The 21,265-nt window shown below is 49.6% G+C and carries 30 protein-coding genes; 15 read left to right on the top strand and 15 right to left on the bottom strand.

What is annotated here, in order from left to right; genetic code table 11:
* Positions 1–28 precede the first annotated feature (28 nt).
* Together BN3003_RS06145 and BN3003_RS06140 are read right to left on the bottom strand one after the other, a co-directional pair.
* Positions 29–1,339 (bottom strand): ammonium transporter, encoded by a 1,311-nt coding sequence (locus tag BN3003_RS06145; protein WP_082625570.1) that lies wholly within the window; start codon positions 1,337–1,339, stop codon positions 29–31.
* A 14-nt stretch (positions 1,340–1,353) separates the two neighbouring features.
* A complete protein-coding gene (locus BN3003_RS06140) occupies positions 1,354–1,692 on the bottom strand; it encodes a P-II family nitrogen regulator (RefSeq protein ID WP_058355782.1) in 339 nt (112 codons plus the stop codon).
* Between the two features lie 685 nt (positions 1,693–2,377).
* Here BN3003_RS06140 and BN3003_RS18800 point away from each other — a divergent pair.
* Both BN3003_RS18800 and BN3003_RS06135 read left to right on the top strand, forming a co-directional pair.
* Positions 2,378–2,554, top strand: coding sequence for a hypothetical protein (locus BN3003_RS18800; RefSeq protein ID WP_159061409.1), 177 nt, complete (start codon positions 2,378–2,380; stop codon positions 2,552–2,554).
* 99 nt (positions 2,555–2,653) lie between these two features.
* The gene (locus BN3003_RS06135; protein ID WP_058355781.1) at positions 2,654–3,232 is read left to right on the top strand and encodes a tetratricopeptide repeat protein; all 579 of its coding nucleotides are present in this window, start codon (positions 2,654–2,656) and stop codon (positions 3,230–3,232) included.
* 108 nt (positions 3,233–3,340) lie between these two features.
* Here BN3003_RS06135 and argJ read toward each other — a convergent pair whose 3' ends face one another.
* Positions 3,341–4,555, bottom strand: coding sequence for a bifunctional glutamate N-acetyltransferase/amino-acid acetyltransferase ArgJ (gene argJ / locus BN3003_RS06130; RefSeq protein WP_058355780.1), 1,215 nt, complete (start codon positions 4,553–4,555; stop codon positions 3,341–3,343).
* Positions 4,556–4,726: 171 nt separating this feature from the next.
* Between argJ and BN3003_RS06125 the strand changes: the two genes are divergently transcribed.
* The 3 genes from BN3003_RS06125 to BN3003_RS06115 all read left to right on the top strand — a co-directional run bounded on the left by BN3003_RS06125 (position 4,727) and on the right by BN3003_RS06115 (position 6,540).
* A complete protein-coding gene (locus tag BN3003_RS06125) occupies positions 4,727–5,368 on the top strand; it encodes an isochorismatase family protein (RefSeq protein WP_058355779.1) in 642 nt (213 codons plus the stop codon).
* A gap of 3 nt (positions 5,369–5,371) precedes the next feature.
* Complete coding sequence (locus BN3003_RS06120; RefSeq protein WP_058355778.1) at positions 5,372–5,797, top strand: hypothetical protein; 426 nt, start codon at positions 5,372–5,374, stop codon at positions 5,795–5,797.
* Positions 5,798–5,958: 161 nt separating this feature from the next.
* A complete protein-coding gene (locus BN3003_RS06115; protein WP_058355777.1) occupies positions 5,959–6,540 on the top strand; it encodes a DJ-1/PfpI family protein in 582 nt (193 codons plus the stop codon).
* Between the two features lie 76 nt (positions 6,541–6,616).
* Here BN3003_RS06115 and BN3003_RS06110 read toward each other — a convergent pair whose 3' ends face one another.
* The 5 genes from BN3003_RS06110 to BN3003_RS06090 form a co-directional block, all read right to left on the bottom strand.
* Positions 6,617–6,964: a 4a-hydroxytetrahydrobiopterin dehydratase gene (locus tag BN3003_RS06110; protein WP_058356259.1), complete on the bottom strand. Its 348-nt coding sequence runs from the start codon at positions 6,962–6,964 to the stop codon at positions 6,617–6,619.
* Positions 6,965–7,033: 69 nt separating this feature from the next.
* Positions 7,034–7,510: a DUF6896 domain-containing protein gene (locus BN3003_RS06105; protein WP_058355776.1), complete on the bottom strand. Its 477-nt coding sequence runs from the start codon at positions 7,508–7,510 to the stop codon at positions 7,034–7,036.
* A gap of 52 nt (positions 7,511–7,562) precedes the next feature.
* Entirely contained in the window at positions 7,563–8,351 is a 789-nt protein-coding gene (phhA, locus tag BN3003_RS06100) for a phenylalanine 4-monooxygenase (RefSeq protein WP_058355775.1), read from the bottom strand.
* A 396-nt stretch (positions 8,352–8,747) separates the two neighbouring features.
* A complete protein-coding gene (locus tag BN3003_RS06095; RefSeq protein WP_058355774.1) occupies positions 8,748–9,368 on the bottom strand; it encodes an RDD family protein in 621 nt (206 codons plus the stop codon).
* Positions 9,369–9,558: 190 nt separating this feature from the next.
* Positions 9,559–10,125, bottom strand: coding sequence for an RDD family protein (locus BN3003_RS06090; protein WP_058355773.1), 567 nt, complete (start codon positions 10,123–10,125; stop codon positions 9,559–9,561).
* A gap of 257 nt (positions 10,126–10,382) precedes the next feature.
* On the opposite strand from BN3003_RS06090, the gene asd reads away from it, so the two are divergent.
* From asd to BN3003_RS06075, 3 genes are all read left to right on the top strand, one after another.
* A complete protein-coding gene (asd, locus tag BN3003_RS06085; protein ID WP_058355772.1) occupies positions 10,383–11,504 on the top strand; it encodes an aspartate-semialdehyde dehydrogenase in 1,122 nt (373 codons plus the stop codon).
* A gap of 340 nt (positions 11,505–11,844) precedes the next feature.
* On the top strand, positions 11,845–12,306 hold the full coding sequence (locus BN3003_RS06080) for an FxsA family protein (RefSeq protein WP_058355771.1): 462 nt from the start codon (positions 11,845–11,847) through the stop codon (positions 12,304–12,306).
* Positions 12,307–12,421: 115 nt separating this feature from the next.
* Positions 12,422–12,640 (top strand): NF038104 family lipoprotein, encoded by a 219-nt coding sequence (locus tag BN3003_RS06075; protein ID WP_058355770.1) that lies wholly within the window; start codon positions 12,422–12,424, stop codon positions 12,638–12,640.
* A gap of 79 nt (positions 12,641–12,719) precedes the next feature.
* Here the strand turns inward: BN3003_RS06075 and BN3003_RS06070 are convergent, their stop codons facing one another.
* The 7 genes from BN3003_RS06070 to BN3003_RS06040 all read right to left on the bottom strand — a co-directional run bounded on the left by BN3003_RS06070 (position 12,720) and on the right by BN3003_RS06040 (position 16,597).
* Positions 12,720–13,001, bottom strand: coding sequence for a hypothetical protein (locus BN3003_RS06070; protein WP_147645364.1), 282 nt, complete (start codon positions 12,999–13,001; stop codon positions 12,720–12,722).
* A gap of 23 nt (positions 13,002–13,024) precedes the next feature.
* Positions 13,025–13,363, bottom strand: a complete 339-nt coding sequence (locus BN3003_RS06065; RefSeq protein WP_058355768.1) for a hypothetical protein — start codon at positions 13,361–13,363, stop codon at positions 13,025–13,027.
* Positions 13,364–13,379: 16 nt separating this feature from the next.
* Entirely contained in the window at positions 13,380–14,225 is an 846-nt protein-coding gene (hpnC, locus tag BN3003_RS06060; RefSeq protein WP_058355767.1) for a squalene synthase HpnC, read from the bottom strand.
* Positions 14,226–14,299: 74 nt separating this feature from the next.
* On the bottom strand, positions 14,300–15,028 hold the full coding sequence (locus BN3003_RS06055; RefSeq protein WP_058356258.1) for an amino acid ABC transporter ATP-binding protein: 729 nt from the start codon (positions 15,026–15,028) through the stop codon (positions 14,300–14,302).
* 26 nt (positions 15,029–15,054) lie between these two features.
* Positions 15,055–15,843, bottom strand: a complete 789-nt coding sequence (gene rsmA / locus BN3003_RS06050) for a 16S rRNA (adenine(1518)-N(6)/adenine(1519)-N(6))-dimethyltransferase RsmA (protein ID WP_058355766.1) — start codon at positions 15,841–15,843, stop codon at positions 15,055–15,057.
* Positions 15,844–15,884: 41 nt separating this feature from the next.
* Positions 15,885–16,301 (bottom strand): YqaA family protein, encoded by a 417-nt coding sequence (locus BN3003_RS06045; protein ID WP_058355765.1) that lies wholly within the window; start codon positions 16,299–16,301, stop codon positions 15,885–15,887.
* Positions 16,298–16,597 (bottom strand): hypothetical protein, encoded by a 300-nt coding sequence (locus BN3003_RS06040; protein ID WP_058355764.1) that lies wholly within the window; start codon positions 16,595–16,597, stop codon positions 16,298–16,300. Before BN3003_RS06040 ends, BN3003_RS06045 begins: the two co-directional genes overlap by 4 nt.
* Before the next feature lie 80 nt (positions 16,598–16,677).
* Between BN3003_RS06040 and BN3003_RS06035 the strand changes: the two genes are divergently transcribed.
* The 7 genes from BN3003_RS06035 to gloA all read left to right on the top strand — a co-directional run bounded on the left by BN3003_RS06035 (position 16,678) and on the right by gloA (position 21,221).
* Positions 16,678–17,508, top strand: a complete 831-nt coding sequence (locus BN3003_RS06035; protein ID WP_058356257.1) for an SDR family NAD(P)-dependent oxidoreductase — start codon at positions 16,678–16,680, stop codon at positions 17,506–17,508.
* Entirely contained in the window at positions 17,505–18,110 is a 606-nt protein-coding gene (locus BN3003_RS06030) for a Maf family protein (RefSeq protein WP_058355763.1), read from the top strand. Before BN3003_RS06035 ends, BN3003_RS06030 begins: the two co-directional genes overlap by 4 nt.
* An 84-nt stretch (positions 18,111–18,194) precedes the next feature.
* On the top strand, positions 18,195–18,656 hold the full coding sequence (locus tag BN3003_RS06025; protein ID WP_058355762.1) for a DUF7832 domain-containing protein: 462 nt from the start codon (positions 18,195–18,197) through the stop codon (positions 18,654–18,656).
* A complete protein-coding gene (gmhB, locus tag BN3003_RS06020; protein ID WP_058355761.1) occupies positions 18,653–19,234 on the top strand; it encodes a D-glycero-beta-D-manno-heptose 1,7-bisphosphate 7-phosphatase in 582 nt (193 codons plus the stop codon). The genes BN3003_RS06025 and gmhB overlap by 4 nt, the downstream gene beginning before the upstream one ends.
* 1 nt (position 19,235) lies before the next feature.
* Positions 19,236–20,000 carry a lysophospholipid acyltransferase family protein gene (locus tag BN3003_RS06015; protein ID WP_058355760.1) on the top strand — a complete coding sequence of 255 codons (765 nt, stop codon included), beginning with the start codon at positions 19,236–19,238 and terminating at the stop codon, positions 19,998–20,000.
* Positions 19,997–20,689 carry a M48 family metallopeptidase gene (locus BN3003_RS06010; protein ID WP_058355759.1) on the top strand — a complete coding sequence of 231 codons (693 nt, stop codon included), beginning with the start codon at positions 19,997–19,999 and terminating at the stop codon, positions 20,687–20,689. Before BN3003_RS06015 ends, BN3003_RS06010 begins: the two co-directional genes overlap by 4 nt.
* A gap of 136 nt (positions 20,690–20,825) precedes the next feature.
* Complete coding sequence (gene gloA / locus BN3003_RS06005; protein WP_058355758.1) at positions 20,826–21,221, top strand: lactoylglutathione lyase; 396 nt, start codon at positions 20,826–20,828, stop codon at positions 21,219–21,221.
* Positions 21,222–21,265 lie beyond the last annotated feature (44 nt).

Raw genomic sequence — 21,265 nt, 5'->3', positions numbered from 1 at the left:
TGAAACATCAGAGTGGAGAGAGGTTCTTTTATTCGATGCGCTCACCGTGGGAGGTAATGTCCAAACCTTGGCGCTCATCGTCTGCGGCCACACGCAAGCCTATGGTTTTGTCGATGATTTTCAACAAAATCAAGCTGACGATGCCACTGTACAAGACGGTAATCACGATGCCTTCAATTTGCGCTACCCAGTTCACACTGGCACCGCTGATGGTGGTCGATACAAACACACCGGTTAACACCGCACCGACGATGCCGCCTATGCCGTGGATGCCGAAGGCGTCCATAGAGTCATCGTATTTCAACATGATTTTCAATTTGGTCACGGCGAAGAAACACACCACTGCCGTCAATAAGCCTATGATCAGAGCCGGAACCGGGGCCACAAAACCTGCGGCTGGGGTAATGCCGACCAAGCCAGACAAAGCACCCGAAGCCAAACCCAAAGCCGACGCTTTGTGACCAAACACTTTTTCACACAACATCCATGCCAAAGCACCGCCAGCCGTTGCCACTTGTGTGGTCACCATCGCCATACCGGCACGGCCATCCGCAGCACCGGCAGAGCCCGCGTTAAAGCCAAACCAACCCACCCACAACATGCCCACACCGATTAAGGTCAAGGTCAAATTGTGTGGCGCCATTTGTTCTTTGCCATAGCCCAAGCGTTTGCCCACCAACACACAGCCTACCAAACCCGCAATACCGGCATTGATGTGCACCACCGTACCACCGGCATAGTCCAACACGCCGTCTTTGGCCAACCAGCCATCGCTGCCCCACACCCAATGCGCCGTCGGTGCGTATACCATCAATACCCACAAGGCGATGAACACCATGATGGCGGAGAATTTCATCCGTTCAGCAAACGCACCGGTAATGATGGCCGAGCTGATGATGGCAAACGTCATTTGGAAGAAGAAGAACACGCTTTCAGGAATGGTTTTCAAGCCTGGATAAATGGTCAACTTGCCGTCTTCAGCCATAAACGTCATGCCATTTAAAAACACGCGGTCAAAGCCGCCCAAAAAACCATTGTTAGGCGTAAACGCAATGCTGTAGCCTATCGCCATCCACAACACGCTCACCAAAGCCGCCACGGCGAAGCTTTGCACCATCATCGACAACACATTTTTCTTGCGCGCCATACCGCCGTAAAACAAGGCCAAGCCCGGCAGCGTCATAAACAACACCAAAGCGGCAGAAATCATCATCCACGCGCTGTCACCGGCATTGAGGTTTTCAACAGGTTGCAACCAATCGGCAGTGCCATCGGCCATAGCCACCACGGGTAACATCAGTGCAGACGCGGCTGCAATTTTGGGGATACAAACAGACATGAGGACTTCCTTTCTTACAATGCGTCGGTGCCAGTTTCCGAGGTTCGGATGCGGATGGCTTGGTCTAAATCAAACACAAACACTTTGCCATCACCGGTTTTACCAGTGTATGCAGCAGTGACAATGGCTTCGCATACTTGTTCCACCAATTCGGCTTTAACCGCGGTTTCGATTTTGATTTTGGGCAGGAAGTCAACCGCGTATTCCGCGCCACGGTAAATTTCCGTATGGCCTTTTTGGCGACCAAATCCTTTGACTTCGGTTACGGTCATGCCACTGATGCCCAACTCGGTCAGTGCTTCGCGCACTTCATCGAGCTTAAACGGTTTGATTACGGCACTAATGAGTTTCATGTGTCACCTCTCAAGCGAGCAATATGGGTTCCAAACCAACGCCATGTGTGTCGTGGTAAGGGCTTGTGTAGTAAGTGTTAAGGCTTCATTTGGTGCGCTGCAGCGTTAAAACAAACATACGCAGGATTATTTTGCACTGCAATAATTTTCTTTTGTGTCACACGCAATTCACAATAATCTGCCCTCAGCTTGGCCGATATGCCCGCTAACACGTTTTAACAAACTCAAAACCGTTTTAAATTTGATATTAAATTGCTTTTTAATCGTTTTATGTAAATTTTATACCGAGAAAGCTTTTAAAATGAAATAAACCGCTATATTATGAACACATGATTAAAAAACAGGCTGAATAAAAAGCCAGCCACCATATTCGTTTTTCACGACTATTCCACTGCTGATTCCAGCACTATTTACCCCGATTCGCATACATAATACTCAAGGTGAATATTAAATCTCACCACACTGCTTGCAACATCTCAAAACAAGTAAAGCTGAAGCCCCAATAAGCGCTTATTGACCCAATTGCATCTCAACAGATAGGCTCAGTATCCAATGCCTTCGCTGTTAAAAACCGTGTACATACAACAAAGCGGCCTGTAAACCCTTGTAAGAGGTTTACAGGCCGCATTAACCATCATCATTTGAGTTAAAATTCAGTTTGTATCATTCAAGCAAAGGCAATCACATGCTGTCATTCTTAACCTTGGGCGCAGCCAAAAAATCTTTGACCACCTATGCATCTCAACTGCCTTACTTACTGTTGGCAAGCATGCTCTCATTGACGATGACTGCACATGCAGAGTCTGTGCCCAACTCAGAACTTCCCATTGCTCTTACTCAAACCAAAGATGCTGCAACCTAATACGCTCGCGGTCTGAGTTACCTCCAGCCTGAGTCATTTGATGCAGACGAGGCTTTCAAATCAATTTCCTTAGCTGCCCAGCAACAGCACACTGATGCGATGCATTTGCTAGGCATCATGTATTTCAACGGTACGGGAACCCAGTTTGACCTCAACCAAGCCATTTATTGGATGGAAAAAGCCGCTTCTCAACAAGACACCAAATCCATACAGCGTTTAGCGATGTTTCAAGAATTGCAAAACCATGTGCCAGCAGCAATCCTCACTCAATGGGACATTGTGGTGCGCAATACCATAGGAGAGATCATGTTAAAAGCCATACAAGGAGATGCCAATGCTCAAGCACAATTAGACAGTATGTATTATTCAGGGTATCTTGCCTTCAGTACGGAGCCATTTCCCGTCGACAAAGCTCAAAGTGCCTATTGGAGAAGAAAAGCGGCAAACCAAGGCAATATTGAGAGTTTATTAGGTGAAGGTGAAATCCATTACAAACAGTATCTTGAACACAAAAACATTCAGGATTTAAAACAAGCGATTAAATGGACTCGGGCGGCGGTGGCTGTTACACTCCCTGCAAATATGTCCTCTGAATCACTACCATTCATTTCGCACCAACGAGCAGTACAGCTTCTCCCTCAATTTGAGCAAGAATTGAAACAAGCACAACAAAAATAAGTGGAATAAATCCGACAACAAAGCGGCCTGTAAATCCACAATGAAGATTTACAGGCCGCTTGATTTAACAGGTGAGCAATTCACCCAATATGTATGATTGCTTATGACTTAGCTGCGGTACTCAGCATTGATTTTCACATACTCATATGAGAAATCGCAGGTGTACATAAAGGTTTGCGCATCGCCGCGCGCCAAGTCCACGGTGATGGTGATATCGCTTTGCTTCATCACCGCCGCACCAGCAGATTCGACATAGCTGGCGGCGCGGCCGCCTTTTTCTGCCACCAACACATTGCCCAGCCACACGCGCACTTGTTGCACGTCCAAGTCAACCACGCCGGCATAACCGATGGCGCACAAGATGCGGCCCAAATTGGGGTCGCTGGCAAAGAACGCGGTTTTCACCAAGGGCGAGCGTGCAATCGCATCGGCGACTTGGCGTGCTTCTTCGGCGGTGGCGGCGTGTTGTACGTCAACCGTGATGAATTTGGTGGCGCCTTCGCCATCGCGCACGATCGCTTGTGCCAATTCCAAAGCCAAGTCGATTAATACGGCTTTGATGGCTTCATAAGTGGCGCCTTCGGCGGCGGTAATCGGTGCCAATTTGGCTTTGCCGGTAGACACAATCACGAAGCTGTCATTGGTCGAGGTATCGCCATCAACGCTGATGCAGTTAAAGGTTTTGTCGGCCACTTCTTTCACCAACACTTGCAATACCTCGGTGGCAATGTTGGCATCGAGCGCGATAAAACCGAGCATGGTTGCCATGTTCGGATGAATCATGCCCGAACCTTTGGAAATGCCGGTAAAGCGCACGTGTTCGCCATCCACCACCAATTCGCGGCTGCCCGATTTGGCCACGGTGTCGGTGGTCATGATGGCTTTGGCGGCGATGTCCCAATGCACAGGCTTCATTTTCTTAATCGCGGCTTGGATTTTCTCGTGTGGCAAGGGTTCCAAAATCACCCCTGTCGAAAATGGCAACACTTGGTTGGCCTCACACTTGATTTGCTCGGCCACCGCCGCACACACGGCGCGCGCGCGTTTCAAACCATCGTCGCCTGTACCGGCGTTGGCATTGCCAGTGTTGACCACCAAAGCACGGATGTTACTGCTGGGCAACAATTCTTGGCACACACGCACCGGCGCGGCGCAAAAACGGTTTTGGGTAAACACCCCCGCCACGCGTGAATTCGGGCTTAACACCATCAAAGTCACATCGTTGTAATCGGGCTTTTTAATCCCCGCTTGGCCCACAAACAATTGCACCCCATCAATGGTGAGCAATTCTTGGGCATTTTTAGGCTTCAAGTGCACGGCCATAACAGCATCATCCTTTTATCAGTGTTCGGTTTCTTCACAAACTGCGTTTATACCACTTTTTGCCCTGCGCACCATAGCCTCCTGCGCATCTGTGTGAGCATTTCGCTTGCCGCCGCCCTGCCGCTGATGCAGTATGTGGTACATATTTGTTTGCCATCAGAAAGTTGAGCCATGAGCATCATCGCCATAGACGTAGACCCACAGCGCACCTTCAGCCCTTTGTGCCCGAATGAATTGCCCGTGTTGGAGGGCGACCAAATTGTGGCCGAATTGAATTTACAGGCCGCATTGGCCGACAAGCGTGTGCTCACCAAAGACGCGCACAATCCGCATGCGGCATGGGTGGTGCCCACGCACGAACAAATCGGCACGCCCATTGGCTTGCCCAACAGCGATATCGGCTGGGTGCGCCATGCCGAAGTCGGCACCGACGGCTTCAAAGCCTTGCCCGGCTTGCCCGAGCCTGAGCAATACGATTTTCTGGTCTACAAAGGCGTGGAAAACAACATGCACCCGTATGGCGCTTGCTACCATGATTTGGGCAACACCATCAGCACTGGTTTATTGGAATGGCTGACGGTCAATAGCGCGAAACATGTGTTGGTAGGCGGTTTGGCTACCGACTATTGTGTTAAAAACACGGTATTGCAATTGTGCGCTTACAATCCAAACTGGACAGTATGGCTGAATCTGGCCGCTTGTCGCGGCATCGCCGCTGAAACGGTGGCCAGTGCCATAGATGAAATGCAGGCGGCAGGCGCGAAGATGGTCGACAACACAGAGGCCTTGCGCATGCAATTGGCACAAGACTAAGCCATGCAGCTACACCACCCTATTACCGCTTTCTGTGCCGATGAAGATGGTCAAATGGCGCCTTTATTGCTGCTCAACACAGCGGAATTGCCAGCAACTCTGACCGCACTCTTAGGCCATGCCTATGAAGGTGAAGACGCATTTTACCTGCTTGCCGACGATGGCTATTGGCTGCGACAACAGCAGTGTTTGCATTGCGTGGCAGCGGAGCAAACGCTGCTCACATGTGAAATAGCCGATGCAGCTTGGTTACAGGCCGCCTCAGAAGCAGGGTATTGTGTGTGCTTATTGGTAGACAGTGCCCACTCCGAACACGATTTGGCCAACATCGCCACTTGGGACTTTGCCCGCATCAAGCAGGCGTTTCAGCACGAAACATGGTTGGACGTGGTGGTGGTGTGTGTGCAAACCGATATGGATAATGCATAATGAGCAGCAGAACTTAGCCGGTATTGTACTGATGATAAGTGGTTTTCTTACACAGATTTTTTGTAAGCGATATCTAGCACTGGCCGTATTTTGACGGATGCAAGTCTTGTACGTTGGCAAAGCAAGCTTGCCTCTTTTTCTGTGTTGAACTGGAGTATTCTATGAGCAAAAAAATCCTGATGTTGGTCGGCGATTATGCCGAAGATTACGAAACCATGGTGCCGTTTCAGTTTTTATTGGGCGTGGGCTACCATGTTGATGCGGTGTGTCCGGACAAAAAAGCCGGCGACAGCATCAAAACCGCGATACACGATTTTGAAGGCGCGCAGACGTACAGCGAAAAACCCGGCCACAATTTCGCCCTCAATGCCGATTTTGCCAAGGTCAATACTGCCGATTATGTCGGCTTAATCATCCCTGGAGGCCGAGCGCCTGAATATTTGCGCGTGAACCCACGCGTCTTAGACATCGTACGTGAATTCAATCAGGTGCAAAAACCGATTGCGGCGGTGTGCCACGGTGCGCAAATCTTGGCCGCGGCCGAAATCATCGAGGGCAAAACCGTGTCTGCCTACCCCGCCTGCGCGCCGGAAGTGCGCTTGGCCGGCGGCGTGTATGCCGACATCGCCATAGACGATGCCGTCACCGATGGCCATTTGGTCACCGCCCCAGCTTGGCCGGCCCACCCACAATGGTTGTCGCAATTCCTCACTGCCTTGGGTGCCAAAGTCGATTTGGGCTAAACAGACTCACTTGATGCATATAAAAGCGGCCTGTAAATCGTTTACAGGCCGCTTTTACTCACACACACTCTTGTGCTTATTGCGCGCTCAATACCGCATCGGTTTTGGCGGCGCAAATAAAATCATTCTTGTGCAAGCCACCTATGGCGTGCGTCCACCAAGTGATGGTGAGCTTGCCCCACTCTAATAACAGCGCTGGATGGTGGCCTTCTTGTTCGGCCAATTCTGCCACTTTGTTGCTCGCCGCCCATGCTTGTTTGAAATTGCGGAAAGTGTACACGCGTTGCAATTGCATCACGCCATCGACCACTATCGGTTGCCAATCGGGAATTTGGCGCAACAATTCCGGTAATTCTTCATCGCTCACTTGCGGCGCACCGGCGCGGCAAGCCTCGCATTGCAGTTGGTTTAATTCAGCACTCATCGGATTCTCCATCATCAATTGTTTTTTTTGAGGCGCAGCCTCAGCCATTGCCATGATTACCTAAGCAAGTCATGTTTTTCTAAACACCACACCCCGCACTTGCTGCATTTTATTGTCACGGGCCAGTTGTTCAAACAGCGCCAACACACCACCATCAAGCTGTTCAACCCAGCGGCTTAAACACTGAAACGCCTTGCTGCTGGCCAAAAACTGCGCAAAGAAATACGCATCCACTGTGGCCACACAGTCTTGGTCGCCCAAGGCCACTTCCAATTTTTGCCCCGTCACCAAGTTGTGAAACAAACAATGCTCCCCATGCACATCAAACCACCATCCACCTGACAGTGTTTCCCCTCCAGCATACACATCGGCATTTTGGATTTCATCAAAATGCCCGGTTGCGATGAGGGCTTTTTCAGGCTGGTCGGTTTCGGTAATGAGTTTGTGCATCAGCTCATGCGCCAGTGCAATGTGGGCATCAATGGCTTGCAACAACACCGCCTCCATCTCAACATCCAATATGGTCATCGCGATTTTGTCCTCCATGATGTTCATTACCCAACATGCAGTTTATGGGCTTGGGGCATGGTTCGGAGCATTAATGTGCAATGGATTCGGGCAGCGGAAACAAGCCTAATTCGCGCGCTTTGGCCACTTCGGCCATGATGTCGGTATTCGCCAAGTCATACAAATCGTTGACGCTGCGCAATTGGTAGTAAATCGGTTGCAACACATCAATGCGGTAACGTGTGCGCAACACATCGCTGATGTTAAACGCGCGCCGCTCTGGCACAGTCGATGCGTAAGCGTATTCGGTTTCTTGTGGCGACGACAAAACGCCACCGCCGTAAATTTTCAAGCCTTGCGAGGTATTGAGCAGGCCAAACTCGACCGTAAACCAATACAAACGCGCCAAATATGCCCGCTCTTGCTTGCTCGCGGCCACACCCAGTTTGCCATAATGGGCAGTGAAATCGGCGAAAGCCGGATGGGTAAGCATGGCGCAATGGCCAAAGATTTCATGAAAAATATCGGGCTCTTGCAAATAATCCATGTCTTCGGGGCGACGGATAAACGTCGCCACTGGAAATTTTCGTTCAGACAAAAGCTTAAAGAAGCGGTCGAAACTGATTAAGGCCGGCACTTCGGCGCATTGCCAACCGGTGGCCTCGTACAACACGCGGCTGACGTCTTTTAAGGCCGGAATGTGGTCTTGCGGCAGATTCAAGCGCTCCAAGCCCAGCAAATACTCATCACAAGCCTTGCCCTGCAAATTGCCCAATTGCCGCGTCATCAACTGTTGCCAAGTGTGGTCTTCCGTTTCAGACCAATCGATGTGTCCATGTGCATCGCTTTGGCGGGCGGTGTAGACTAACTGTTCAGCCATCTCACGCTCCTCGCTTTATATTCATTTCAATAATAATTAATTATTTAGATTTATTATCTATTATTTTTATTATTTATGAATTTATACAGCAAAGATTTTATTAAATCAACAAGATTACACCCTAAAAACCATCAACATCAGCCACAACACACTGCCCACAGGCTTTACAGGCCGCCTATATTGCAACATGGCAGACAACCGCGACCCAAAGTTGCTAACACAAGACCAGATACTCCCTACATTACCACCCACAAGCATTGTGTATCAGACCTGATTTTTGGCAATTTTGTGCCCAATTGATGCGTGTTGCGCAGACAAATGCGGCCTGTAAACTGTTACAGGCCGCATACATCATGCATTAGAAATGACTAATCAATACTCACTAAGACGATAGACTTACACCTGCACCACATACGTCTTCGCCAATAAGTCTTGCAAGGTTTGGCGGTTACGGCTTTCGAGGAACAGCATCACCAAGCACACGATGGTTGGAATATAACTGATGAATTCCACCATGCCATTCACCGCCATCGTCGCCATCACATTGTCGCTGGTACCGAATACCAGCTCTGCCAAAAAACCTATGCCCAACATGATAACCATGCAAATCGCACCATAGGCCAATTCGCGCAACAACACATTGCGCACAAAACCGGCTTTATCACCGTCTTCCGTCACCACCCGTATTTTCATGATGCGTTTGCCTATCGATTGACCGTATTTGCTCATCAAATACACTTGCACGCCCGAATACACCAGATACAACAACCCCACCAAACCCAAGCTGCCCATCATCGAAGTCATGAGTAAATCAGCGTCCTTACTGCCCTGCGCTTGCCACAACAACGCAACAATCACCCCAATTACCGGTATCAACATCGCAATTTCAATCACCCGATTGATGATCCATGCCACAATGCGCTGCACTGCAGAAGCCAGCTCCAACTCATCGCCATCGTCTTCGGTTGCCGCCATTGCCACTTGTGTTGAATGGTAAACTGAATTCAAATCATCCATCTCGTTTTCCCTTTATGTATGCCCACCATAACTACACCATATACTGCCAGTAGGCTGATTCTGTTGCGCCATGCCATCCCCTCAACGGCACACCGCTCTCAGATTTTATGTTCAAACAACTTAAATACCCTATGACTATGCAAAAGCGGCCTGTAAACAGTTTACAGGCCGCTTTTATCTCATTTGCAACTTATTCAGCATCCACAACATAAGTCTTGGCGATCATGTCTTGCAAGGTTTGGCGATCGCGATCTACCAAGAACAACATCACCAAACATGCCACCCAAAAGCCAATTTGTGCAATCGGTCCCAAGAATGGAATCATGCCTACAAATGCCAATACCAAATTAGGCACTACTTCACGCATCAACACCACTTTGACAAAGCCCGGATTGTCGCCATCTTCATCCACCACTTTGATTTTCATGATGCGCTTGCCCATGGATTGACCATTTTTGCTCATCAAAACTGCTTGCACAATGTAATAAGCCAACACCAATAGCGAACCCAAACCAATCATGCCCATAGAAGCGCCGCTGAAATCGGGTGCACTCGCTCCTGCTTGGGCAGAAATGACATACGATTTGTACATTTGGTAAAAACCAATGATTAACGGCACGGCCGCAACCAAGCTAATGAGATAGTTAATCAAATAAGCCGCAATGCGTTTACCTGGCGTAGCCAATTCCATTTCTTCGCCACCGTCATCCTCATAATCTACCTGTGTGGATTGGTATACATTGTTCAAATCGTTCATCTGTTCACTCCTGAATTGAGGGATAAAAAATGTTTATGGTTTGATGTGCGGCAGAAATTAAAATTTATACTCGATTTTTTACACCATTCTAAGTTAATTCATGTTAAATAGCAAAATTACATAAAACCCTGACGGCCATACTTGCCAATTCGATAATTTGTAAACTTTTTTCGCAAATAGACTGATACAGTGTCTGATTTTAGGTTATAGTTTTCACTTCTATTGATTTTTAGTCGTTTCCGCAAAAGGAGCTCGTTGTGAAAGTAGGTTTTGTTGGTTGGCGCGGCATGGTTGGTTCGGTTTTGATGCAACGCATGCAAGAAGAGCAAGATTTCAAACACATTCCTGAAAGTGTGTTTTTTACCACCTCGAATATTGGTGGCACTGCACCTGACTTCGGTCAAACCGAAAAGACATTGCTCGATGCCAACAATATTACCGAATTGGCCAAGATGGACATCATCGTCACCTGCCAAGGTGGCGATTACACCAAAGCGGTGTTTGAGCCTTTGCGCGCGAGCGGTTGGAATGGCTATTGGATAGACGCGGCTTCAAGTTTGCGCATGAAAGACGACGCCATCATTATTTTGGACCCAGTTAACCGCGATGTGATTGATGCGGGCTTGCAAAACGGTGTGAAAAACTTCATCGGCGGCAATTGCACCGTGTCGTTGATGTTGATGGCTTTGGGCGGCTTGTTCCAAAACGATTTGGTCGAATGGGCTTCGAGCATGACTTACCAAGCGGCTTCTGGCGCGGGTGCGAAAAACATGCGCGAATTGATTGCCGGCATGGGCGCGATTGAAAGCGAAGTGGCGGCGGAATTGGCCGATCCAGCCAGCGCGATTTTGGACATAGACCGCAAAGTGTCTGATTTCTTGCGCTCTGATGCCTATCCAAAAGAAAACTTCGGCGTGCCTTTGGCAGGCAGCTTGATTCCTTGGATTGATGCCGATTTGGGCAACGGTCAATCAAAAGAAGAATGGAAAGGCGGCGTGGAGACCAATAAGATTTTGGGACGTACTGCCAACCCTACCGTGATTGACGGTTTGTGTGTGCGCGTGGGCGCCATGCGTTGCCACAGCCAAGCCATCACCTTGAAATTGAAAAAAGACTTGTCAGTGGCCGAAATCGAAGCCTTGTTGGCCAGTGCGAATGACTGGGTTAAAGTCGTTCCTAACGAAAAACAAGCGTCTATCGAAGAATTGACCCCTGCCAAAGTGACTGGCACTTTGTCTGTACCCGTTGGCCGCATCCGCAAAATGGGCATGGGCGGCGAATACATCACCGCGTTTACCGTCGGCGACCAATTGTTGTGGGGCGCGGCTGAGCCGTTGCGTCGCATGTTGCGCATCATCTTGGGCAACCTCGACCAATAAGCATCCACACAGATATAAACAGCAGCCTGAGTCTTGCAGATTCAGGCTGTTTTTATGGTACGGGCCCTAATTGAGCTGTGTACTGTGTTGACTGCCATCAAGCCATACCTGCGCAACTTCACTCACACAAGCGGCCTGTAAACCTTGTGTCACTCCTTGAAGAAAACCAACATCTATCCCACAGATTCTGCGCATTTACACTCTGTTCTGAGCCATACACCGCTGTTCACCGCCATACCACCTCATTGGTTTACTTAATTTGACTTACAGGCCGCTTGAATTATGTCCACCTTGCTTATATGTTTAACAGACACTTAAATACTTGAAAACAGGAACACGCATGCGTTACCTTGGTTGGTTGTTTCCGGCCTTCTTCATAGCAGAAATCATTTCTATCGTCCTCATGAGCCAATGGCTCGGTGGCTGGACTTTGGTATTAATGGCTGTGCAATTCTTCCTCGGCGTGTTCTTACTGCGCAACGTCGGTTTTTCCAAAGTATTGATGGCAGGCGAAACCTTGCGCCATAACAAACAAGGCCTGTCTTTATACCAATTGATGTGGCCAATCCGCTTTATCTTGGCCGGTTTGATGTTATTAAGCCCCGGCTTTGTGTCTACCGTGTTTGCCGCCGGTTTGATGTTGCCCTTAAAAGGCGGCCCAAAAACCGGCATTACCGCTGCGTATACCCAACAGGCTTACCAACAACGCCGTCAGCAGCAAGACCAAGAGGGTGACATCATCGAAGGCGATTTCAATGAGGTACAGCCCGAGCTCAAACGGGTGGAAAAAATCGATAACTAAGACCTTGCCAATCACCGCTGCGCTGCAGCGGTTTTTTATGCGCCATCATCCCTGCAAATACAGTCAGACTGTACAAAATCAGCGATAATGCGCTTTTCTTTGCAAGGATGCACCCATGCGTGCCACGTTGTTAATCCTCGGTTGCTGCCTGATGTTGCAAGGCTGTGTGTACAAATTGGTGACGGTGCCAGTCAAAGCGGTGTATACCGTGGGCAAATACACGGTCAAAGGCACGGCAGCGGTTGTGGGCGCGGTCATACCCGATGGCGATGACAAAAAAGACCACGACAAACACGCGGCCGAATCGAAAGCAGACTCAAGCGCAGACGAATAAGCCCAATTCAGAGCGACAGATATTTACAGGCCGCTTTCGCATTTGCAGAAAGCGGCCTGTAAGTGTATTTAAATAACACTCAAGCGGTTTTAAAGCGGCGCAATTGCTTGCTGGCAAAATAGCCTATCCAAGCGTACATCACCAGCGGCAATACCTGCATGCCCATGAAATACGTGTCCAATTCAGGCTTGGTTTGGATGTCGTACACGCTCAAGCCTAAAGTCGACAACAACAACACCACACCCGCCAACAAACACACGCCTTGCACCTTAGGCATGCGCTGATTGGCCGTAATCAAAGTCAAAATGCACAGACCTATGCCCAAAATACACAATAAAAACCACAAAATATACACACCCATGACCATTCCTCTTGCTGCCAAAACTAATGCCGCAGCGCTTGCTCCATCGCCGCGACAAACAATAAACACATGAATAAACTCGGATACAAAACCAACACACCAGGCATAGCCACCACATACACCCATTTTTTGGCTTTGCGCAAATAATAAAAATACACCATGCGGTGCGCATAGCAAAACAAGGCCATCGTCCACAAAGTCAGTCCGTATAACGGCCATTTGTCCAACAGCGGCAATTGCAAAGCAGTAAACACCAAAGTCGCCACCGTCGCGATAATCAACAATATCAACGGCCACAACGGCGCTGGCTTTAACGGTGTACGCACTTCCTCAATCGTGTCATTGGGCAATAATTTGGACATTTACAGGCCGCTTTCTTCAAGAACGCTGACAACCAGCTTGTTGCTTGGCCTGCGGCTTGAACAATTGTTTCAACATCCACCACCAGTCTTTGCGACCGAGTTCAGGCCGCTGTGTGAACACGTCATAGCCCACCTCATCCAATTTTTGCAAGATGCGCTGTCCGCCCAACACGATTAAGCGCAATTCCCAGGCCAAACGACCCGGTAATTGGTGCACCAGCCCCGAGCCAGCCTGCAGCATTTTAAACGCTTTTTCACATTCATAGGCCATCAAGCGCTTGAATTCAGGTGTTAAACGCTGCGTTGCAATGTCCATTTCACTGACACCAAACTTGGCCATGTCTTGCAAAGGCAGATAAACACGGTCTTTGCGCCAATCCACCGCCACATCTTGCCAAAAATTAATCAATTGTAAAGCCGTGCAAATGCCATCGCTTTGCGCCAAAGACTTGGCATCGTTCACGCCATACAAACACAAGAGCAAACGCCCAACCGGATTGGCAGAACGACGCGAATAGTCAACCAAGCCAGCAAATTCTTGATAGCGTTTTTGCACCACATCTTGGCGAAACGCCGACAACAAGTCCTCAAACAATTGTGTCGGCAAGGCAAACGGCGCAATCGCCTCGTCTTGCAAACGCTGCATCAACAGCGTTACAGGCCGCTTGCCTTGTTCAATCAAACCCAACTCATCCGATAAAGCCTGCAATTGTGCCAAACGCTGCTCATTGTCGGCATCGCCTTCATCGGCATAATCATCGGCAGTGCGGGCAAAGGCATAAATCGCGTGTATCGGTTTGCGCAAACGGCGCGGCACCAATACCGAACCCACTGGAAAATTTTCGTAATGGTCTACCGCCACTGCCCCACTCCTTTGCTGCTTTCAAATAATAAGGGCGTCCTGTAAATTACAGGACGCCTTAGTCTTGCTGCGTATCAATGTGCGCGCAATTGGCTTAAGAATTGTTTGGCACGGTCGTGTTTCGGATTGGTAAAGAACTCTTCTGGCTTCGCTGCCTCAATGATTTCACCTTGGTCGACAAACACCACACGGTCGGCCACTTCGCGTGCAAAACCCATTTCATGGGTCACACACATCATGGTCATGCCGGTCATGGCCAAATCTTTCATCACTTTCAACACTTCACCCACCATTTCAGGGTCGAGTGCCGAAGTCGGTTCGTCAAACAACATCACTTTGGGCTGCATCGCCAAACCGCGGGCAATCGCCACACGTTGCTGCTGACCACCTGACAATTGGCTAGGATACGATTCGGCTTTGTGCGCCAAGCCAACTTTCTCCAACAAGCTCATGCCCAAGGTTTTGGCTTCGGCTGAGCTCATATTTTTCACTTTCATCGGAGACAACATGATGTTTTCGATGGCGGTTAAGTGTGGGTACAAATTGAAGCTTTGGAACACAAAACCCACTTCAGCACGCAATTTGTTCAAATTGGTTTTGTGGTCGTTCACGCACACGCCATCCACGTAAATATTGCCTTCTTGGATGGACTCCAATTGGTTAACCGTGCGTATCAGCGTTGATTTGCCTGAACCGGAGGGGCCACACACCACCACCACTTCGCCTTTGGCGATGTCCAGATTCACACCATTGATGACGTGTAAATCTTTAAACCATTTGTGTACATTTTCAAAACGGATCATTTCATTGGCCATGGCTCATCCTGTCATCAATCTATTGCCACGCCTTGGCGCAGCAAGTGGTTACTTAATTGTACGTATTGTTCTGGGGCAACGTGTTCGGCACGCAAGGTAGGTTCTATGCCCACCGCAGCAAAATCCTCATCACTGACCCATTGTTTTAAATTATTGCGTAAGGTTTTGCGGCGCTGTTGAAACGCATGTTGCAACAAGCGGCTCAACTGCGCAAAATCGTCTGCCACACCGATGCGGCCTGAATTCGGTATCATGCGGATGACGGCAGAATCCACTTTGGGCGCAGGATCAAACGATTCTGGTGGCACATCGAGGATTTTTTCCATCTCGAAATAATACTGCAACACCACGCTCAAGCGACCGTAATCATTGGTTTTAGGCTCGGCCACCATGCGCTCTACCACTTCTTTTTGCAGCATGAAATGCATGTCGACCACTTCGTCGGCCACTTCCACCAATTCAAACAACAACGGTGTCGAAATATTGTAAGGCAAATTACCGACAATTTTCTTCATGCCGGGGATGCTGCGAAAATCCAATTGCAACACATCGCCCTCGTGTATCACCAATTTGCCCGCAAACGGCAAACGCTTTAAGCGCGCAATAATATCACGGTCGATTTCCACCACGTGCAATTGTTTTAAGTTGCGTGCCAATGGTTCGGTAATCGCGGCCAAACCGGGGCCAATCTCTATCACCACATCATCGGGCTCAGGGCGAACCGCGTCGACAATGTCGTTAATAATGCGTGTGTCTTGTAAAAAATTCTGCCCAAAACGCTTGCGGGCTTTGTGTTCTGCCATAACTTCCTTCTGGGCGGCGCGTAAGGTTTACAGGCCGCATTTCATGCAATAATTTGCAGTGTACCAAAAATGAGCACGCCGTAACGCGCAAATTTGCCGATGACCAACATTAAAGTGCTTAAATACACATTCAATCGCAACCAACCTGCCGCAATCGCCAAACCGTCGCCAATAAATGGCACCCACGACATCAGCAAGGCCCAATAACCATAACGGTGTAACCAACCGATCATTTTCGACGGTGCTTTGTATTTATTTGGCAACAAGCGCCCCATCCAATATGAAGCGAATCCACCCATGCCATTGCCCACAGTCGCCACCAACCACGCCCATGCCCACCACTGCGGATGTGCATTCACCATCGTCACCAACACCACATCAGAAGTGCCGGGCAAGATGGTGGCCGAACTGAAGGCCGAAAACCACAAACCCAACCATTGCCACCACAACTCGGTCATTTTTTCTCACTTTGGGCGATGGTGATTTCCATGGTGGCGATGATGTCGGCACGGTAATCGCGCTCAGCTTTACTGTAACCACCAAAATCGGCGCGGTCTTTGATGTTGTGCCAATCGGTTAAGGCATAAACTGCCGCCCGATATGCCGCCGCATCCAGACTTTCGGCGATGAATTGCTCCGCCAGCGCGACTTCTTCCGCACGCCACGGATAGGCTTGGGCATCGCGCAGGCTTTTGGCAAAGCGCCAAGCCCGAGCACGGTTTTGGGTGGGAGATGGGTTAAACCACGATTTCATCAAAACTCCTAATGACAGGCCGCATCGGTGCGCCACATGAGCGTGTTATTATATCGGGATTGAATTTTTTGGGCATCAACATGAAATCCATTTTCATTACCGGCTGTTCCAGCGGCATAGGCTACGCCACCGCCCATTTGCTCCATAATCAAGGCTGGCGTGTGATTGCCAGCTGCCGCCAAGCGGCCGATGTGGCACGTTTACAAAGCGAAGGCTTGGAATGTTTGCAAGTGGATGTACGCGTTTCTGCCGATTACGCGGCGGCCATCGCTTACATTCAAGAGCATGTCGGCGTGTTGGACGCCTTTTTTGCCAATGCCGGTTTCGGCCAAAACGGCGCGGTTGATGATGTGCCGCTGGAGGCGGTCAAAGCCCAATTTGCCACCAATGTGTTTGGCACTTGGGATGGCATTTTGCATGTGTTGCCGCTGTTTCGCGAACAAGGCTTTGGCCGCATCTTGGTCAATTCCAGCGTCTTGGGTTTTGCCGCCATGGCACTGCGTGCGCCGTATAACAGCAGCAAATTTGCCTTAGAAGGCTTGTGCGATACCTTGCGTTTGGAATTGGCCGCCACCGACATCCATGTCAGCTTGTTACAGCCCGGCCCGATTAAAACCCGCTTCCGTCACAATACCTTGGAACAATTTTTGGCGCACGTACCGCAACAAGGCAGCCACGCCGATTACCGCTATTTATTGCAACGTCTGCGCGGCGAAGGCAAACCCAATCGGTTCGCCATTTCCAGCGAAGATTGCGCTGCCGTGTGCACACAGGCTTTGAATGCCCCCCACCCTAAAGCACGCTACCGCGTTACCACAGCCACAAAAATAATGACAGTTTTTAAACACTTACTCCCCACTTGCGTGTTGGACAAAATCCTCATTGCAGGTAATGATAAAGGACAAGCATGAATTTGTATTTGGCCTCTGGCAGCCCCAGACGCGCCCAATTATTGGGCCAATTGGGCTTGAGCGTGAGCAAAATTGCCAGCGACATCGACGAAACCCCACACGCACAAGAATTGGCACAAAACTATACCGAGCGCATGGCATGGCAAAAATCCGAACAGGCTTTGGCCTTGTTCACCGCCGCGCATGGTCATGCTCCCGACAAACCGGTGTTGACCGCCGACACTTCGGTGGCGGTTGATGGCCACATTTTGGGCAAACCGACAGACCACGCCGATGCTATAGCCATGTTGCAACAGCTTTCAGGCCGCTCTCACCAAGTCATCAGCTCAGTGGTGGTGTGGCACCAAGGCGAACGCCAACAAGCCACCCAAATCAGCACCGTCAGCTTTCGCACCTTAAGCGATGCCGAAATCCAAGCCTATGTTGCCAGTGGTGAAGCCGACGACAAAGCCGGCGCCTACGGCATACAAGGCATGGCCGCGGTGTTTATCGAACATTTAAGCGGCAGCTTCAGCGGCGTCATGGGCCTGCCTTTGTTTGAAACCGCACAATTATTACAGTGTTGTGGCTGCGAATTACTGGCTTCATCTGCACACAAGTGACAACAGAAACATACACTCACGTATGTGCATGCGCCCAACACAATGTTATAGTTTTGACCTTTTCCGACTGCATTCGAGCTGAATATGGAATTTGATATCATCGACCACCAAGAATGGCATACCGAGGAAGACTTTCCTGCGGACTTGACGCCGGTACACGCGCTCACGCACATGGGCATGTATTTTGAGTGGGCAGCGCACAAAAAATTGCTGCACCCTGATGTGGCAGAACAATTGACCAAAGCCTTGGCACAATTGGCAACACGTGAAATTACCGGCCGCGATATTGTTGAGCAGGCTTTGGGCAAACAGTTGCTGTTGAGCTTTTTCAATGACATTGGCCAACGCTTTACCGCCTATTACTATGCCGATGACGAAGACGGTTATGGCCAGTTTTTAAGCGATTACGTCACCACTTTGCGCACCGATTTGTTGCCATCGTTTTACCATGTCGACAACAGCCAAGCCGCTTACGATGCCATCGCCTCGCAATTTGATGTGGCGTATGCGCGCTGGAGCGACAGTTTACGGGAACAATTATCATGACCAAATTGGTGATTTTGGACCGCGATGGCGTCATCAATGAAGACCGCGATGACTTTGTCAAATCGGTAGACGAATGGGTCGCTTTGCCCGGCAGCATGGATGCGATTGCGTTTTTGAATCAGGCCGACATCAAAGTGGTGGTGGCAACCAATCAATCGGGCATAGGCCGTGGTTTTTTCACCATCCATGATTTGAACGAAATGCACGCCAAAATGCACCGTTTGGTGCAGCAAGCCGGCGGGCAAATCGAGGCGGTGTGGTTTTGCCCACACACGGCGGCCGACAAATGTGGCTGTCGCAAGCCTTTGCCAGGCATGATAGAAGACATCTTGCAGCGCTATTTGAACACCGATCCGGATGAATTGTATTTGGTCGGCGACAGCTTGCGCGATTTGCAAGCCATCGAAGCCGTCGGTGGCCAACCGGTATTGGTGCTCACAGGCAAAGGCCAAAAAACCTTGCGCGATCCGGCCTTGCCCGAAGACACCATTGTCTACCATGATTTATTGGAATTCGCGCAAACCATGTTACAAAACCATCAAAAACGCCAAGCGGCGCAAGCTGAACAAGAAGAATAAAATGATCTTACTGAAAAATTTACTGTATTGGTTGTGCGTCAGCATTTTTACTGTGTTTCACTTTATGTACGTCGCTGTGAGTTTGTTGTTTGGCGTCAAAGTGGCCAACCGTGCTTGTACGCAATGGGCTCTGACTTTGGTGTGGTTGTTGGAACACATCATCGGCCTGAAATACGAAGTCAAAGGTTTGGAAAACATTCCTGACGAGCCGGTGGTGATTTGCTGCAAACACCAATCGGGTTGGGAAACTTTGATTTTGCAAAAATTCTTCCGCCCCATCGTGTTTGTGGCCAAAAAAGAATTGTTCAAAATCCCATTTTTCGGTTGGGGCTTGAAACTGGCCGGCACCATAGGCATAGACCGCAAAGACCGCTTGGGTGCATCACGTCAATTGTTAGAAGTGGGCGGATTGCGTAAGAAACAGGGTTTTTCCATCGCCATCTTCCCTGAAGGCACACGCATCAAACCGGGTTTGCGCGGTCGCTACAAATTGGGCGGTGCACGCATTGCCAACACCTTGGAAATGCCCATCGTCCCTGTGGCATTGAACAGCGGTGAATTTTGGCCTAAAAACTCGTTCATGAAATACCCTGGCACCATCAGCGTGGTGGTTGGCAAACCGATTAATCCTGTCGGCCAAGGCCCTGAAGCGGTGATGCAACAAGTGGAAACGTGGATTGAAGGCCAACAACGCTTGATTGAAGGCCGTGGCCCGTTTGCCAACAAACCCGTGGCAGCCGAGCAGGACGAACGCACCGGCTCATGATCAGCTGGCAATTTGAAGACGATTTGGGTGTGTGCCAAGTGCGCGTGAGCCAACGTGGCAAAACCCAAATCAAGTTGCGGGTGCGAGAGCGCCATTTGATTGAAATCAGCGCCCCCAAACAGGTGTCCGCGCAGCGCTTGCGGGCGTTTGTCAGCGAACACCAACACTGGCTATACCAACAGCGCTTACAATTGTCTCTGCATGCCCTACCGCAACAAGTGTGGTATCTGGGTCAGCCTCTGCCCATACAGATGCGGCCTGTAAACTCCAATATCATTCTCAATCAGCACGAGTGCGTGCTGGCCGACAATTTGGCCCAACCTTATTTAAGCCTGTTGCAACACTTACAAGATGCTGCGGCGACCATCTTGCTGCCGCGTTTGCGTGCATTACTGCCTGAGCAATATGCGCAACTCGATGTGCGCTTGTCGGCCGCCCACAGCTATTGGGGCATATGCAGGCCGCAACAAATCAAGCTCAATTGGCGCTTAATCGGCGCACCCGTCGACGTCATTGATTATGTGTGCGTGCATGAAATCTGCCATTTGGCTCATCCTAACCATTCGGCGGCATTTTGGCAGGCGGTGGCTGCGCGCATGCCAGACTACCGTGAGCAACGTTTATGGCTCAAACAACATGGCACTGCCATTATGCAGTCGTACAAATCATTGAATCACAGATTAGAATAACTACGATATTTAATATTAATAAATCGTCATTATCGAAATAATCAAGCTTAGAGAATCTGCACGCAATCTTGGCAATACCTGCCAAAGTCGCCTATGATTCAGACCTAATATATTTATAAATTACGAGGACACCACCATGCGTTTGTTACACACCATGTTGCGCGTGGGCGATTTGGATCGCTCATTGGCTTTTTACCAAGAAGTATTGGGCATGAAATTATTGCGCAAAAACGACTATCCAGAAGGCAAATTCACCTTGGCTTTTGTTGGCTATGGCGACGAAAGCGACCACACCGTCTTGGAATTGACCCACAATTGGGACACCGCCAGTTATGACTTGGGCAATGCCTATGGCCACATCGCCATCGAAGTGGACGATGCTTATGCCGCTTGCGATGCCGCCCGTGCCAAAGGCGGCAATGTGGTGCGCGAAGCCGGCCCAATGAAGCACGGCACCACCGTGATTGCCTTTGTCGAAGACCCGGATGGCTACAAAATCGAATTCATCCAAAAAAATTCGGGTCAAGACTAAAACCGGCCGCGCTGTTTGCTCTCTGATGGCAAACAGCGCGGTTT

This window comes from Vitreoscilla massiliensis (genome assembly GCF_001457815.1).
Lineage (GTDB): Bacteria > Pseudomonadota > Gammaproteobacteria > Burkholderiales > Neisseriaceae > Vitreoscilla > Vitreoscilla massiliensis.
Note: the sequence above shows the minus strand (reverse complement) of the source record. Positions and strands in the feature narration are given on the sequence as shown.